Source organism: Kitasatospora sp. NPDC058170 (genome assembly GCF_042883905.1).
Classification (GTDB): Bacteria; Actinomycetota; Actinomycetes; order Streptomycetales; family Streptomycetaceae; genus Kitasatospora.
Genome location: NZ_JBHVUV010000001.1, coordinates 508,946 through 524,722, shown reverse-complemented (window position 1 = coordinate 524,722; position 15,777 = coordinate 508,946). Strand labels below are relative to the sequence as shown.

The following is a 15,777-nucleotide window of genomic DNA, read 5'->3' as shown; positions in this document are numbered from 1 at the left end:
CCGCGCCCCGCGAGTCGGCGGGCCGCGCGGCGGGGCTGCCGGCCGGCGGCCCCGCCCGGCCCCGCTAGCGGGGCGCCAGCTCCCGGACCGCGGCGGCGAACAGGTCGCCGCGCTCGCCGTAGTTGGTGAACATGTCCATCGACGCGCAGGCCGGGGCCAGCAGCACCGTGTCACCCGATTGGGCGAGTGACGCGGCCGTGCGGACCACCTCTGTCATCGCCACCGCGCCAGTCTGGCCCTCGGCCGCCTCGATCACCGGGACATCCGGCGCGTGTCGCGCCAGCGCCTCGCGGATCACCGCGCGGTCCTGGCCGATCAGCACCACGGCGCGCAGCCGCTCGGCCGCGCCCTGGACCAGGTCGTCGAAAGCGGCGCCCTTGGCCAGGCCGCCGGCGACCCAGACGATCGGCCGGTAGGCGGCCAGCGAGGCCGCGGCGGCGTGGGTGTTGGTGGCCTTGGAGTCGTCGATGTACGTGACCCCGTCGACCACGCCGACCTCGGCGATCCGGTGGGCATCCGGGCGGAAGGCCCGCAGGCCCTCCCGGACGGCCTTGGGGTCCACGCCGTAGGCGCGGGCCAGGGCGGCCGCGGCGAGCGCGTTGGCGATGTTGTGCGGGGCCGGCGGGTTCACGTCCTCGACGGAGCCCAGCTCGGCGGCGCTCTTGGCCCGGTCCGGCACGAAGGCGCGGTCCACCAGCAGGCCGTCGACCACGCCGAGGTTCGACAGGCCGGGCGCGCCGAGGCCGAAGCCGACCGCCCGGCAGCCCTCCTCGACGTCGGCCTCGCGGACCAGCGCCTCGGTGGCCGGGTCGGCCAGGTTGTAGACGCAGGCGACGACGTTGCCCTCGTAGATCCGGCCCTTGTCGGCGGCGTACGCCTCCATCGAGCCGTGCCAGTCCAGGTGGTCGGGGGCCAGGTTGAGCACGGCCGCCGCGTACGGGCGCAGCGAGGGCGCCCAGTGCAGCTGGTAGCTGGAGAGCTCGACGGCGAGCACCTCGTAGGGCTCCTCGGCGAGCACCGCGTCCAGGACGGAGACCCCGACGTTGCCGACGGCGGCGGTGCGCCGGCCGGCGGCGGTGAGGATCGAGGCGAGCATCTGGACGGTGGTGGTCTTGCCGTTGGTGCCGGTGACGGCCAGCCAGGGGGCGGGCTCGCCGGTGGACTCCAGCGGCCTGCGCAGGCGCCAGGCGAGTTCGACGTCGCCCCAGACCTCGACGCCGGCCGCCCCGGCGGCGGCGAACAGCGGGCTGCTCGGCGGCCAGCCGGGCGAGGTGACGATCAGCCGGGTGCCCTCGGGCAGGCTGTCACCGTCCTGGAGGCGGACGGTGATGCCCTCGGCCGCCAGCTCGTCGGCGCGGGCCCGCAGGCCCGCGCCGGAGCCGCCGTCGACGACGGTGACCCGGGCGCCGAGGCCGTGCAGCGCGCGGGCGGCGCTGATGCCGGAGACCCCGAGTCCGGCGACGGTGACCGGCAGGCCGGTCCACTGGAGGTCGGTCATCCGGCAACCCATCCCGCGTAGAAGAGGCCGAGGCCGACCGCCACGCAGAGGCCCTGGATGATCCAGAACCGGACCACGATCAGGACCTCGCTCCAGCCCTTGAGTTCGAAGTGGTGCTGCAGCGGTGCCATCTTGAAGACCCGCTTGCCGGTCATCCGGAAGGACCCGACCTGGATGATCACCGAGAGGGTGATGATCACGAACAGGCCGCCGAGCAGCGCGAGCAGCAGCTCGGTGCGGGAGCAGATCGCCAGACCGGCCAGCGCGCCGCCGAGGGCGAGCGAGCCGGTGTCACCCATGAAGATCTTCGCGGGCGAGGTGTTCCACCAGAGGAAGCCGAAGCAGGAGCCCATCAGGGCGGCGGCGACCACCGCGAGGTCCAGCGGGTCGCGGACGTCGTAGCAGCTGGCGGTGGCGGAGATCGTGTAGGCGCAGCTCTGGCCGTACTCCCAGACGCCGATGAAGGTGTAGGCGCCGAAGACCATCACCGAGGCACCGGTGGCGAGGCCGTCCAGACCGTCCGTCAGGTTCACGCCGTTCGACATCGCGGCGATCATGAAGTACGCGAAGATGACGAACAGCACCGGGCCGATCGACCAGCCGAAGTCGCGTACGAAGGAGAGGTGCTGGGAGGCCGGAGTGAGCCCGCGGCTGTCGCTGAACTGGAGGGCCAGGATCGCGAAGACCAGGGCCACGGCCGACTGGCCGACCAGCTTCGCCTTGGCCCGCAGGCCGAGCGAGCGGCGCTTGACGACCTTGATGTAGTCGTCCAGGAAGCCGACCAGGCCCAGGCCCACCGTCAGGAACAGCACCAGCAGCCCGGAGGCGGTCGGGGCCTCGCCCGTTATCGCCTTGGTCCCGAAGTACGCGATCAGCGTCGCCAGGATGAAGGCGATGCCGCCCATGGTGGGCGTGCCCTTCTTGCTGTGGTGCGCCTTGGGGCCGTCGTCGCGGATGTACTGGCCGTAGCCGTACTTGGCGAGCAGCTTGATCAGGGCCGGGGTGCCGAGCAGCGACAGGACCAGGCCGATGATGCCGGAGATGAGGACTTGCTTCATCATGATGCGGCACCGTCCGCGAGCAGTTCCTCGGCCACCTTCTCCAGACCCACCGAACGGGAGGCCTTCACCAGGACCACATCCCCCGGCCGAAGCTGACTGCGCAGCAGTTCGACCGCCGCGTCCGCGTCGGACACCAGCACCGACTCCTCACCCCACGAACCTTCGTTCCTCGCGCCCAGTTCCATACAGGCCGCCTCGCGTCCGCCGACCGCCACCAGCTTGGTGACGTCCAGTCGTACCGCGAGCCGCCCGATGGCGTCGTGCTCGGCCAGGCTCTCCTCGCCGAGCTCCCGCATCTCACCGAGCACCGCCCAGGTGCGGCGGCGCTCCGGTCCGCGTCCCCCCATCGAGACCAGCGCCCGCAGCGCGGCCCGCATCGAGTCGGGGTTCGCGTTGTAGGCGTCGTTGACGACGGTGACACCATCGGCCCGGTCGACGACCTCCATGCGCCAGCGGGACAGCGCATCCGCCTCGCTCAGCGCTTCGGCGGTGTCGTCGACGGACATCCCGAGCTCCACCGCCACCGCAGCGGCGGCGAGGGCGTTCGAGACGTGGTGCTCACCGTACAGGCGCAGCTGCACGGGTGCGGAACCGGCCGGGGTGGTCAGCGTGAACGATGGCCGTCCGGTGGAGTCCAGGCGAACATCCCGCGCCCGGACGTGGGCGTCCGGCGACTCCCCGAACAGCACCACCCTGGCCCGGGTCCGGGAGGCCATCGCGCGCACCAGCCGGTCGTCGGCGTTGAGGATCGCCGCGCCGTCGGCGGGCAGCGCCTCGACGAGTTCGCCCTTGGCCTCGGCGATCGCCTCCTGGGAGCCGAACTCGCCGACGTGCGCGGTGCCGACGTTCAGCACCAGGCCGATCCGCGGCGGGGTGATCGAGGTCAGGTACTCGATGTCGCCCTTGTGCCGGGCGCCCATCTCCATCACCAGGTGCCGGGTGTCGGCCTCGACCCGCAGCGCGGTCATCGGGTGGCCGATCTCGTTGTTGAGCGAGCCGGGCGGGTAGACGGTCCGGCCGTGGCGCTGGAGCAGCTGGGCGATCAGGTCCTTGGTGCTGGTCTTGCCGGCCGAGCCGGTCAGCGCGACGACGGTGGTGCCGTCGGCGCGGGCGACCACGGTCCGGGCCAGCTTGCCGAGCGCGTCCACCACGCTGTCGACCAGCACGGCGGGCACGCCGACCGGACGGGAGGCGAGCACCGCGACGGCGCCGGCCGCGACGGCGGTGTCGGCGTAGTCGTGGCCGTCCGCGTGCTCGCCGACGAAGGCCGCGAACAGGCCCCCGGGCCGCACCTTGCGGGAGTCGACCTCGACCGGTCCGGTCACGACGGTGTCGGGGTCGGCGCCGTCCAGGGTTCCCCCGACTGCTGCGGCCACCTCTGCGAGGGTCAGTGCGATCACGGCTGCTCTACTCCTCCGGTGCCCCGGGCGGCCGTGGTCCGCGCGATCGACTCGCGCAGCACCTCGCGGTCGTCGAAGGGGCGGATCTCGTCTCGTACGTACTGGCCGAGCTCGTGGCCCTTGCCGGCCACCAGCACGGTGTCCCCGGCCTGGGCGCGGGAGACCGCGAGGCGGATCGCCTCGGCCCGGTCGGGGACGACCAGGACGGTGCCGCGCTCGGCCTCGGGCACCGAGGCGGCGCCGGTCAGCATGGTGGCGAGGATCGCCAACTGGTCCTCGCTGCGCGGGTTGTCGCTGGTCAGCAGGGCGGTGTCGGCGAGCCGGGCGGCGATGGCGCCCATCGGGCCGCGCTTGTGCGGGTCGCGGTCGCCGCCGCAGCCGACGACGACGTGCAGCCGGCCCTTGGTGACCTCGCGCAGCGAGCCGAGGACGGCCTGCAGGGCGTCCGGCTTGTGCGCGTAGTCGACCACGGCGACGTACGGCTGGCCGGCGTCCACCCGCTCCAGCCGGCCGGGCACCCCGGGTACCGCGGCGATCCCGGCGACGGCCCGCTCCAGCGGCAGTCCGGCGGTGACCAGCAGGGTGATCGCGGCCAGCGCGTTGGCGACGTTGAACGGGCCGGGCAGCGGCACGGAGGCGTCCGCCTCGGCGCCGTCGGGGCCGAGCACCCGGAAGGTGGAGCCGACCGGGCCGAGCTGGACGTCCACGGCCCGCCAGTGGGCCTCGGGCGCGCCGGTCGCGGAGAACGAGGTGATCGGGATCTTCGCCTCGCCGGCCAGCCGGCGCCCGTACGGGTCGTCCAGGTTGACCACGCCGCTCCGGGACTTGCCGGGCTGGAACAGCCGGGCCTTGGCCTGGAAGTAGTCCTCCATGTCCGGGTGGAAGTCGAGGTGCTCGGGGGTGAGGTTGTTGAACAGCGCGACGTCGTAGACCACGCCGTCGGTGCGGCCGTAGACCAGCGCGTGGCTGGAGACCTCCATGGTCACCGCGTCCGCGCCGCGCTCGCCCATCACGGCGAGGATCGCGTGCAGGTCGGTGGCCTCGGGGGTGGTCCGCTCGCTCTTGATCCGCTCGGTGCCGACCCGCATCTCGACGGTGCCGATCACCCCGGGGCTGCGCCCGGCGCCGAGCAGTCCGCCCTCGACCAGGTAGGAGGTGGTGGTCTTGCCGTTGGTGCCGGTCAGCCCGATCATCAGCAGCCGCTCGGAGGGCCGGCCGTAGACGGCGGCCGCCAGCTCGCCCATCCGGGCCCGCGGCCGGTCGACCAGCAGCAGCGGCAGGCCGGTGGCGGCCGCCAGCTCGGCGCCCGCCGGGTCGGTGAGCAGCGCCACCGCGCCGGCCGCGGCGGCCTGGCCCGCGAAGGCCGCGCCGTGGTGGTTGGCGCCCGGGAAGGCCACGTACACATCGCCGGGGCGCACCGCGCGGGCGTCGTGGGTGACGCCGGTGACCAGGCCCCCCTCGACGGGCGCGAGGCCCAGCAGACGGGCCAGCTCGGCGAGCGGCAGGGCCACGGCCCGGGCGGGGCGCGGCGGGCTCACGGTGATTTGATCGGGTTTCGGCACGGCGGGAAGGCTATCCGCCGAAGGGTGTCCAGGGCCAAACCGGGCCTTCGCCGCGCCGTCGCCCAAAGCGGCCCGTTCCTCGCTCATCCTCGATCACGGCTTCCAGTCGACGGCGAGGTTGGGGGCCTCGCTGCCGCTCGGCGGGACCTGCAGGGTCTTCAGCGTGAACTCCATCACCTGCTTGAACACCGGCCCGCAGAGCTGGCCGCCGAAGTGGCCGTTGACCGGGTCCTGGATGGTGCAGGAGACGGTGACCCGGGGCGCGTCGGCGGGGGCGAAGCCGATGAAGGAGGCGGTGTAGCCGCGGTATCCGCCGGTCTTCGGGTCCACCCGATCGGCGGTGCCGGTCTTGCCTGCCACCCGGTAGCCGGGGATGGCGGCCTTGCCGCCGGTGCCCTGCTCGTCGGAGACGACCGACTCCAGCATCTCGGTGAGGGTCTTCGCGGTCTGCTCGCTGACCACCCGGGACTGCGCGCCGGGCGCGGCGGGGGTGTACCGGCCGTCCGGCGAGGTGGTGCCCTGGATGACGCCGGGCGCCACCCGCACACCGCCGTTGGCGATGGTGGAGAACACCGAGGTCGCCTGCATGGCGCTGACCGACAGGCCCTGCCCGAACGGGATGGTGAACTGCTTGGAGGCCTTCCAGTCCTCGGGCTTCTCCAGCAGTCCGGCCGTCTCGCCGGGGAAGCCGAGTCCGGTGGTCTCGCCGATGCCGAACTTGCGCAGGTAGTCGTAGAGGATCTTGTTGGACTCCGGCTGGGTCGCGCCGAGCTGCTCGGCGGCCTCGATGGTGCCGATGTTGGAGGACTTGGCGAGCACCCCCGCGAGGGTCAGGTACCAGGTCGCGTGGTCGACGTCGTCCTTGAACTCCTGGCCGCCGCGGACCAGCCGGTTGGGGACGGTGACCTTGGTGTCCCAGGCGGCCTTCCCGGAGTCCAGTACGGCGGCCAGGGTCATCAGCTTGGCGGTGCTGCCGGGCTCGTAGACGTCCTGGACGGCCGCGTTGCCGAGCTGGCCCGGCTTGGCCGAGCGCAGGTCGTTGGGATTGAGGCCGGGCGAGGTGGCCATCGCGAGGACCTGGCCGGACTTCACGTCCTGGACGATGACGTAGCCCTTCTCCGCCCCGGCGTTGGCGACCTGGTCGGTGATGGCGCGCTGGGCGGCCCACTGGATGTCCCGGTTGACGGTCAGCCGCAGGTCGGTGCCGGGCACGGCCGGGTCCAGCGAGCCCCCGGCGGTGGGCACCAGTCGGCCGCCCGCCTGGGCGTAGCTGCTCTTGCCCTCCTTGCCGGCCAGCACCGACTGGTACTGCGACTCCAGACCGCCCGCGCCCTCGCCCTCGGCGTTGACGAAGCCGACCAGGTTGGAGGCCAGCCCGTCCGAGGGGTAGACGCGCTTCTGGGTCTCCCGGTTGAAGACGCCGGCCAGCGGGTTGACGCACTCGTTGTCCAGCCTGGTCCGCCCGCCCTCCTCGGTGGACTTGTTGAGCAGCCGCCGCTGGGCGGCGCAGGACTTGGAGCCGGCCTGCTTCTCCAGGCTCGACTTGAGGTCGCTGATCTGGTTCTTGGTGTCCGGGGTCTGCTGGGCGGCGAGCCGCTTGTAGCGGGTCTTGGGGGTGTGCAGGTCGGCGGCGATCTTCTCCTTGGGCACGCCCAGGATCGGCGACAGCAGCGCGGCGGCCTGCTCGGGGGCGTCCGGGATGCCGGAGGCCCCCGGGGTGAACATGGCCGGGTCGGCGGTGATGTCGTACGCGTCGACGGTGGTGGCCAGCGCCACGCCGTCGGCGGTCGTTATCGAGCCGCGCTCGGCCGTGATCGGGATGTTCTGGTAGCGGTTGGTGTTGGCGTCGGCGGCCAGCGCGTCCGAGTCCAGCAGCTGGAGCTGGATCAGCCGGCCGGCGAAGACCGAGAACACCAGCGACATGACCATGGTGATGACCCGCAGCCGGCGGCGCGGGTCGGCGAGCCGGATCGCCTTCGGCTGCGGGCGCAGCGGCGGGCGGGCCTTCGGGCGGGCCTTGGCCGGTGCCTGGCCGCGCGCGGGCGGCCGGCCCTCGGGGCGGCGCTGCTGCGGGGTCCGGGGGGTCCTGGCGGTCGGCGCCTTCGGGTCCCGGCCCTGGGCGGGCTGGGCCTTCGGGGGCTGCTTGGCGCGGGCGGGCTGCGGCTTCGCGGGCTGGGCCTTGCCGGGCTGCGGCTTGGCGCCCTGGCCGCGCGGTGCCGGGCGGGGCGCGGCGCCCTTGGCCACCGGGCGGCGGCCGCCGGTGCCGCCGGAACCGCCGGAGGGCTGTCGGGGCGTGCTCATCGGCCGGTACCCCCGCTCGGGGCGGCGGGCGCCGGCGGGGCGGCCGGCGTCACCGGGTTGATCTGGACGGTGGTGTCACCGCCGGCCGGGGCGGTCGGCTGGGCGCCGGGCTTCGGCTGCCCGCCCGGCCACGGCTCGGCGGTGGAGCGCTTGACCGGTGGGTTGTCCTGGGCCGCGCCAGGCTTGCCGAGCACCGTGCCGTCCTCCTGGAGGAAGGCCATGCCGCCGGCCGGCACCATCCCCAGCTCGCGGGCCCGGCGCTCCAGCGCGTCCGGTGCGGAGCCCTGGTCGATCTGGTGCTGGAGGCCCTGCTGCTCGTCCGTCAGCACGGTGGTCTGCTTCTGCAGCCTGGACAGCTCGAAGGAGCCCTCGTTGAGCGCGGTGTTCAGCGCCAGCAGCCCGAGCAGGCCCGCCGTCAGCAGGACCACCACCAGGACCGCGAAGGGCGTCCGCCCCCGGACGGGTCGCCGCCCCGGCCGGACCGTGATCCGTGCCCTGCCCTGGCCCGGGAGCATGCCGCTCCCCGCCCGGGCCCGTCCGCCCCGCCCGCCCTCGGGCAGGAGGGGTCCACCGCCAACCACCGGCGCCACCACTCTGTCTTCCTCCGCCCCTCGGACCGCCCGTTGCCTGGTCAGCGCCGGGTGCTTCGGTCCCTGATCCTCTCCGCCACCCGCAGCCGCACGGGTGCGGCACGCCGGTTCTCCTCGATCTCCTCCTCGGTGGCCATCTCGGCACCGCGGGTGATCAGCTTCAGCCAGGGCTGGTGCTCCTCCGGGACGAACGGCAGCCCGGGCGGGGCCGTGGTGGTCGCCCCGGCCGCGAAGTACTGCTTGACCAGGCGGTCCTCCAGCGACTGGTAGGACATCACGGCGATCCGTCCGCCCAGCGCCAGCACGTCCAGCGCCCCCGGGATCGCCCGGTCCAGCACCTCCAGCTCGCCGTTGACCTCGATCCGCAGCGCCTGGAAGGTGCGCTTGGCCGGGTTGCCGCCGGTGCGCCGGGTGGCGGCCGGGATGGCATTGCGTACCAGATCCACCAGACGCGCACTGGTGGTGAACGGTTCCTTCTCGCGCTCCCGCAGGATCACCGAGGCGATCTTCCCGGCGAACCGCTCCTCACCGTAGACCTTGAGGATCCGGGCCAGCTGGCCGTGGGTGTAGGTGTTCAGCACCTCGGCCGCGCTCAGCCCCCGGGTCTGGTCCATCCGCATGTCGAGCGGGGCGTCCTGGGCGTACGCGAAGCCGCGCTCGGCCTCGTCCAGCTGCATCGAGGAGACGCCGAGGTCGAACAGGACGCCCTGGATCTCGGGGATGTCCAGGCGCTCCAGCACCTCGGGGATCTCGTCGTAGACGGCGTGCACCAGGGTGGCGCGGTCGCCGAAGGGGGCCAGCCGCTCGCCGGAGAGCTTGAGCGCCGCCGGGTCGCGGTCCACCGCGATCAGCCGGACCTCCGGGAACTGGGTCAGCAGGGCCTCGCTGTGCCCGCCGAGGCCGAGGGTGGCGTCGACCACCACCGCGCCCGGTCGCGAGATCGCCGGGGCGAGCGCGTCCATGCACCGCTGCAGCATCACGGGGACGTGCTTGGGGGCCGGATCGTTGGTGCTCATGCGCTGTGGCGCCCTTCTTCGGTGCGAAGCCGCCCGAGGTCCGGGAGCTCCGACCATTTTGGCCCACCGCGCACCGGAGCCGGCGCAAGGGCCTGCGGCCGGGCGGACGCGGCCCGTGGTCCCCGCCCGCTCACTGGGGGAAGGTCGTGACCGCCCGGCACCGGGGAAGGTGCGCCAGGTGGCACGGGAGCGGGTGGAGGCCACGGGCCGCGTCGGCCGCCGCACCGACCGGAAAGACCCGGTTGACGGGCCCCGACGGGTGTGCTCCACTGCGCCGCAACTCTATCGCCCACACCCCGTCAGTCAATGGCCCGCTCCGGCGCACCACCCGGGCGGCGGTACGGATCACCGCAGGTCGTGGCCGCCCCGGACGGCCCGTCGGGGACGGCCCCCGGTCCGGGCGGCGCCCTCGCGCGCCCCTGCCCGCACGGCCGCCGTGCGCCGCCGGTACACGGATCCGGCAAACCCGGACAGATCGCCCACCGGGGCCCGACCGTTGTCGATATGCACTCGGTCACAGCCTCGTGCTCTGTAGGCCTCGACCCCACCATCGGCACCGGAATCGCACTAACGTCTCCGATATGACAGTGACCCCCGACCGGCCCACGCCGACCGCCGCTGCCGACACCACCGGATCCGACATCATCGACCGCTTCGTCTCGGCCAACCGCGAGTACGCGGTGACCTTCCGAGACGGCGGCATGGACGCCCGCCCGGTCCAGAAGGTCACCGTGGTGGCCTGCATGGACGCCCGACTCGACCTGTTCGCGGCGCTCGGCCTCGAACTCGGCGACGCCCACGTCATCCGCAACGCCGGCGGCGTCGTCACCGACGACACCATCCGCTCCCTCACCATCAGCCAGCGCGCCCTGGGCACCCGCTCGATCGCGCTGATCCACCACACCGGCTGCGGTCTGCTCGGCCTCACCGAGGACTTCCGCCGCGAGCTGGAGCAGGAGGTCGGCCAGCGCCCGCAGTGGGCGGTGGAGTCCTTCGTCGACCTCGACAGCGACGTGCGCCAGTCCATGCAGCGGGTACGCACCTCGCCGTTCCTGCTGCACACCGACGACGTCCGCGGCTTCGTCTTCGACGTCCACACCGGGCTGCTCCGCGAGATCCACTGACCCCGGCCGTCCCGAAGGCCCGGCCAGCGCCGTCCGGGCCTCCGCCGGGGTGATCCCCCGGCAATCCCGCCGCGCCCGACCGGCGTTGCCCCCTCGACCGCCCCGCACCTCCCCGCCGCCCGGCCGACGCCTGCCCGCCGCCCCACCGACGTTTCCCCTGCGCTTCCGGGCCGGATGGTGACTTCTGGCCACCACCCGGGGGAGAATGCGCCTGCCGGTCAGGCCCCGAACCACCTGGGGCGGCCAGGCCGCAGGCCACACCCCGGTACCGGCTCCCCCACGGAACCGCTCCCGGAGGGGCCGCGTCAAGCATGGGGTGGGGGCCCGCCTCGGGGTGAGGCGGGCACGGTGTGCCAGGGAGCGTACGGGTGACGAGCTACAACGATCAGGCCGGTCTTGAGGGTCGTGCGGGGGGCGACCAGGGGGCCGACGGGTACCACCGGGTCGGCCTGCCCGAGCTCGGTGCCGTCGTGGACCGGGTGCGGGCCAACATCGAGAGCGTCATCGAGGGCAAGCCGGAGGCCGTCCGGATCGCGCTGACCGTGCTGCTCGCCGAGGGCCACCTGCTGCTGGAGGACGTGCCGGGCGTCGGCAAGACCATGCTGGCCAAGGCGCTGGCCAAGTCCGTCGACTGCACCGTGCGGCGCATCCAGTTCACGCCCGACCTGCTGCCCTCGGACGTCACCGGCACCAACATCTACGACCAGCAGCAGCGCGACTTCGAGTTCCGCCCGGGTGCGATCTTCGCCCAGATCGTGGTCGGCGACGAGATCAACCGGGCCTCGCCCAAGACCCAGTCCGCGCTGCTGGAGTCGATGGAGGAGCGCCAGGTCACCATCGACGGCACCAGCTACGAGCTGCCCTCGCCGTTCATGGTGGTGGCCACCCAGAACCCGGTCGAGATGGAGGGCACCTACCCCCTCCCGGAGGCCCAGCGGGACCGCTTCATGGCCCGGATCTCGATGGGCTACCCGAGCGCCGAGGCCGAGTTCGCCATGCTCGACGTGCACTCCGGCGCCAGCCCGCTGGAGGACCTCCAGCCGGTCGCGCACGCCGCCGACATCCTCAAGCTGATCGAGCTGGTGCGCACCGTGCACATCGCGGACCCGGTCCGCCGCTACGCCGTCGACCTGGTCTCCGCCACCCGCACCAGCCCCGAGCTGCGCCTGGGCGCCTCGCCGCGCGCGACCCTGCACCTGGTGCGGGCGGCCCGCGCCGCCGCCGCGCTGGACGGCCGCGACTACGTCACCCCGGACGACATCCAGCGCCTGGCCGTCCCGGTGCTCGCCCACCGGCTGATGCCGACCGCCGAGACCCAGCTCAGCCGGCGCACCTCCGAGCAGATCGTGGCCGACCTGGTCGCCCGGCTGCCGCTGCCGCGCCCGCAGGGCGGCCCGGCCGTCCGGAGGGGCTGAGGTGGGACCGTCCGACGCACCGTCGGGCCTGCGCGCCGGCCTGCGCGGTCTCACCACCCGGGGCCGCTCCTTCCTCGCCGCCGGGGTGACCGCGGTGGTCTGCGCGTACCTGCTCGACCAGGACGCGCTGCTGCGCGTCGGCGTGCTGCTCGCCGCGCTGCCGCTGGCCGCCGCGCTGCTGCTGGCCAACACCCGCTACCGGGTGGCCAGCGGCCGGCGGCTCAGCCCGCGCCGCGCCGTCGCCGGCCAGGAGGCCCGGGTCCACCTGCGGGTCGACAACGTCTCCCGGGTGCCCACCGGCCTGCTGCTGCTGGAGGACAAGGTCCCGTACGTGCTCGGGCCGCGCCCGCGCTTCGTGCTGGACCGGGTCGAGCCGCACGGCAACCGCGAGGTCTCCTACCGGGTCCGCTCCGACCTGCGCGGCCGCTACCCGCTCGGACCGCTGCAGCTGCGGCTGTCCGACCCGTTCGGCATGTGCGAGGTGAATCGTTCGTTCGCCGCCTCCGACGTGCTCACCGTGGTGCCCCAGGTCCAGGCCCTGCCGCAGGTGCGGCTGAGCGGCGAGTGGGCCGGGCAGGGCGACAGCCACACCCGCAGCCTCGCGCTGGCCGGCGACGACGACGTGATCCTGCGCGAGTACCGTCCCGGCGACGACCTGCGCCGGGTGCACTGGAAGTCCACGGCCAAGTACGGCGAACTGATGGTGCGCCGCGAGGAGCAGCCCCAGCGGGCCCGGGCCACCGTCCTGCTGGACACCCGGGAGACGGGCCACCGGGGCAGCGGCCCCGCGTCCTCCTTCGAGTGGGCGGTCAGCTGCGCCGCCTCGGTCGCCGTCCACCTGCTGGAGCGCGGCTACCAGACCCGCCTGCTGACCGACATCGGCCACAGCGTGCCCGGACCGGACGCGGGCGGCCGGAGCAGCGCCGCCGACACCTCGGGCCTGATCCTCGACGCGCTCGCCGTGGTCGACCTCTCCGACGGCGGCGGGCTGTCCCGCGCCGAGGAGCCGCTGCGCTCCGGCGGCGAGGGCCTGCTGGTCGCCGTCCTCGGCGAGCTCGACGAACCGCAGACGGCCCGGCTGGCCCGGCTGCGCAACCGCACCGGCGGCGCCGTGGCCTTCGTCCTGGACTCCGGCACCTGGTCCGGCCTGCGGCTGCTCGCCCCGGAGACCGGCGGCGACGAGTTCCGCGCCCGGGTCCAGCAGCTGCGCGAGGCCGGCTGGACGGTCCTGCCCGTCCGCGCCGGGGACTCCGTCCCCGACCTGTGGCGGGCCGCCGACCGCACCGAGGCGCCCTCCCCCTACCGACAAGGAGCCGGTGCGTGACCGCTCGGGCCAAACTGACCGTGTACTCGGCGCTGGCCACCGCACTGGCCGCGCTCTGCCTGACCCCGCTGCTCACCACCAAGGGCTGGATCACCCACGCCTTCCTGGTGGTCGCCGTCATCGCGGCGGCCGGCGCCGGCCTGCGCCGGACGCCCTTCTACCGCTGGACGGTGCCGGTCGGGCAGCTGGCCGTCCTGTTCCTGCTGCTGCTGGTCGGCTTCGCCGGCGACGGCGCCCTGTGGGGCGGCCTGGTCCCCGGGCCGCAGTCGCTGCGCACCCTGGACCACGTGCTCTCCGCGGGCCTGGACGACATCCAGGAGTACGCCATCCCGGCGCCGCCGAACGCGGGCCTGCGGCTGATCCTGGTCTCCTCGGTCGGCCTGATCGCCATCGTCGTGGACGCCGTTGCGGTGACCTACCGGCGCTCCGCGCTGGCCGGGCTGCCGCTGCTGGCGCTCTTCTCGATCGGCAACGGGCTGGCCGGCACCGGCGGGAGCTGGGTCTGGTTCGCCCTCGCGGCCGGCGGCTACCTGCTGCTGCTCTTCGCCGAGGGCCAGGACCGGATCTCCCGCTGGGGGCGGGTCTTCCGCGGCAGCTCGCGCAACTCCGAGGGCAGCGGCACGCTCAGCCTCGGCGGCCAGCGGGTCGGCGTGCTGGCCCTGGCGCTCGCCCTGCTGCTGCCGGCCTTCCTGCCGCGCTGGGACTTCGGCCTGATCCACGCCAACGGCCGCGCCGGCGCCGCCGGCGGCCTCGGGGGCGGCGCCGTCACCACCCTCGACCCGCTGGTGACGCTCGCCTCCAACGTGGCCAGGTCCAGCAACGACGAGCTGCTCACCTACACGATGGACGGCTCCCTCGCCGACACCGCCTACCTGCGCACCGGCTCGCTGGACGCGTTCGACGGCACCGAGTGGAAGCTCAGCGGGCCCGGCACGGCCGACCTCCGGGAGACCCTCCCCGTCCCCGAGGGGCAGAGCGACCTCAACGTGCCCTCGGTCCAGGGCGAGTTCCGGGTCAGCGACCGGCTGGACTCGGCCTGGCTGCCGATGCCGTACCCGGCCAGGAGCGTCACCGTCCCCAGGTTCTCCGACTGGAAGCTCGACACCCTCACCGGCAGCGTGCTGCCCGCCAAGGACAAGCCCAACGCGATCAAGGGCCTGAGCTACAAGGTCACCGCCCTGGACGTCCGGCCCACCGCCACCGAGCTGCGCCAGGCGGGCCCGGTCCCGGCCAAGGTCGCCGAGCGCTACACCGAGCTGCCCAAGGACCTGCCGCCGGTCGTCCGGGAGCAGGCGCTCGCCGTCACCAAGAACGCCTCGACCACCTACGACAAGGCGCTCGCGCTGCAGGACTGGTTCACCGGGCCGGGCTTCACGTACACCACCGCGATCAAGGGCGGCTCCGGCAACGCGGCGATCGAGACCTTCCTGCGGGACCGCAAGGGCTTCTGCGTGCACTTCGCCTCCACCATGGCGGCGATGGCCCGCAGCCTGAACATCCCCGCCCGGGTCGCGGTCGGGTTCACCCCCGGCGAGGCCAAGGGCGCCGACCGGTACCTGGTCACCGGGCTGATGTACCACGCCTGGCCCGAGCTGTACTTCCAGGGCTACGGCTGGATGCGCTTCGAGCCCACCAAGAGCCGCGGCGTGGAGCCCCGCTACACCGATCCGGTCGCCGCCCCGGCCACCGCGCCGACCCAGCAGCCGACCGCCGTCCCGCAGAACACGGCGCCCGTGCCGGTGCCGTCCAGCAGCGGCGACTGCGACGCGAAGCTGCGCCGGACGGGTGACTGCGGGGACGAGAGGAAGGCCGCCGCCGGTGCCGGCGCGGAGTCCTGGCTGCTCTCCGGACAGGTCCTCGGCACCTTCGCCGGCGTCCTGGTGCTGATCGCCCTCCTGCTCACCCCGATGGTCTGGCGGACGCTGCTGCGCCGCCGGCGGCTCGGCGCGGGCGGGCGGCGCCGGCCCGGCGGGGACGGCCCGGGGGAGCTCACCGACGCACAGGTGCTGGCCGCCTGGGACGAGTTGATCGACTCCGCCTGGGACCTCGGCATCCCGCCGGACGAGTCGCGCACCCCGCGCTCGGCCGCCCGCCGGATCGCCGAGACCGCCGAACTCGACGAGACCTCGGCCGCCGCCGCCGGGCGGGTGGCGCTGGCCACCGAGCGGGTGCTCTACGCCCGGTCCGCCGAGGTCGCCGCCCCGCTGGCGGCGGACGTCCGGACCGCCCGGGACGGCCTGCGGGCCGGGGCCAAGCGGGCCGAGCGGGTCCGCGCGGTGCTGCTGCCGGCCTCCTCGGCCAAGCTGTGGTGGCGGATGGCCGACGCGGTGCTGGCCGCCCGGCTCGCCGGCCGCCGCCGGGTCGGCCGGGTGACCGGGGCCGTCACCGGCCCGGTGCGCCGGGCCTGGGGGAAGCTGCGCCGGGGCGGGCGGAAGCCCTCCTGAGCACTGCGCACGGACAGACGCCGAGGGCGGGCAGTCGAATCG

At 74.1% G+C, this 15,777-nt stretch carries 11 protein-coding genes; 4 read left to right on the top strand and 7 right to left on the bottom strand.

Going from position 1 to position 15,777, the window contains the following annotated elements; translation table 11 throughout:
• Nucleotides 1-64 precede the first annotated feature (64 nt).
• The 7 genes from murD to rsmH all read right to left on the bottom strand — a co-directional run bounded on the left by murD (nucleotide 65) and on the right by rsmH (nucleotide 9,428).
• Nucleotides 65-1,498 carry a UDP-N-acetylmuramoyl-L-alanine--D-glutamate ligase gene (gene murD / locus ACFVVX_RS02380; RefSeq protein WP_387940456.1) on the bottom strand — a complete coding sequence of 478 codons (1,434 nt, stop codon included), beginning with the start codon at nucleotides 1,496-1,498 and terminating at the stop codon, nucleotides 65-67.
• Entirely contained in the window at nucleotides 1,495-2,556 is a 1,062-nt protein-coding gene (gene mraY / locus ACFVVX_RS02375) for a phospho-N-acetylmuramoyl-pentapeptide-transferase (RefSeq protein WP_387940657.1), read from the bottom strand. The genes murD and mraY overlap by 4 nt, the downstream gene beginning before the upstream one ends.
• A complete protein-coding gene (gene murF, locus ACFVVX_RS02370; RefSeq protein ID WP_387940454.1) occupies nucleotides 2,556-3,959 on the bottom strand; it encodes a UDP-N-acetylmuramoyl-tripeptide--D-alanyl-D-alanine ligase in 1,404 nt (467 codons plus the stop codon). The genes mraY and murF overlap by 1 nt, the downstream gene beginning before the upstream one ends.
• Nucleotides 3,956-5,608, bottom strand: a complete 1,653-nt coding sequence (locus tag ACFVVX_RS02365) for a UDP-N-acetylmuramoyl-L-alanyl-D-glutamate--2,6-diaminopimelate ligase (protein ID WP_387940452.1) — start codon at nucleotides 5,606-5,608, stop codon at nucleotides 3,956-3,958. The genes murF and ACFVVX_RS02365 overlap by 4 nt, the downstream gene beginning before the upstream one ends.
• Before the next feature lie 6 nt (nucleotides 5,609-5,614).
• Nucleotides 5,615-7,822: a penicillin-binding transpeptidase domain-containing protein gene (locus ACFVVX_RS02360; protein ID WP_387940450.1), complete on the bottom strand. Its 2,208-nt coding sequence runs from the start codon at nucleotides 7,820-7,822 to the stop codon at nucleotides 5,615-5,617.
• A complete protein-coding gene (locus ACFVVX_RS02355) occupies nucleotides 7,819-8,337 on the bottom strand; it encodes a septum formation initiator family protein (RefSeq protein ID WP_387940448.1) in 519 nt (172 codons plus the stop codon). Before ACFVVX_RS02355 ends, ACFVVX_RS02360 begins: the two co-directional genes overlap by 4 nt.
• A gap of 116 nt (nucleotides 8,338-8,453) precedes the next feature.
• The gene (gene rsmH, locus ACFVVX_RS02350) at nucleotides 8,454-9,428 is read right to left on the bottom strand and encodes a 16S rRNA (cytosine(1402)-N(4))-methyltransferase RsmH (protein WP_387940446.1); all 975 of its coding nucleotides are present in this window, start codon (nucleotides 9,426-9,428) and stop codon (nucleotides 8,454-8,456) included.
• A 581-nt stretch (nucleotides 9,429-10,009) separates the two neighbouring features.
• On the opposite strand from rsmH, the gene ACFVVX_RS02345 reads away from it, so the two are divergent.
• From ACFVVX_RS02345 to ACFVVX_RS02330, 4 genes are all read left to right on the top strand, one after another.
• Nucleotides 10,010-10,552 (top strand): beta-class carbonic anhydrase, encoded by a 543-nt coding sequence (locus ACFVVX_RS02345; RefSeq protein ID WP_387940444.1) that lies wholly within the window; start codon nucleotides 10,010-10,012, stop codon nucleotides 10,550-10,552.
• Between the two features lie 449 nt (nucleotides 10,553-11,001).
• Nucleotides 11,002-11,967, top strand: coding sequence for an AAA family ATPase (locus tag ACFVVX_RS02340; RefSeq protein ID WP_387940655.1), 966 nt, complete (start codon nucleotides 11,002-11,004; stop codon nucleotides 11,965-11,967).
• A gap of 1 nt (nucleotide 11,968) precedes the next feature.
• Entirely contained in the window at nucleotides 11,969-13,291 is a 1,323-nt protein-coding gene (locus ACFVVX_RS02335; protein ID WP_387940442.1) for a DUF58 domain-containing protein, read from the top strand.
• Nucleotides 13,288-15,735: a transglutaminaseTgpA domain-containing protein gene (locus tag ACFVVX_RS02330; RefSeq protein ID WP_387940440.1), complete on the top strand. Its 2,448-nt coding sequence runs from the start codon at nucleotides 13,288-13,290 to the stop codon at nucleotides 15,733-15,735. The genes ACFVVX_RS02335 and ACFVVX_RS02330 overlap by 4 nt, the downstream gene beginning before the upstream one ends.
• Nucleotides 15,736-15,777 lie beyond the last annotated feature (42 nt).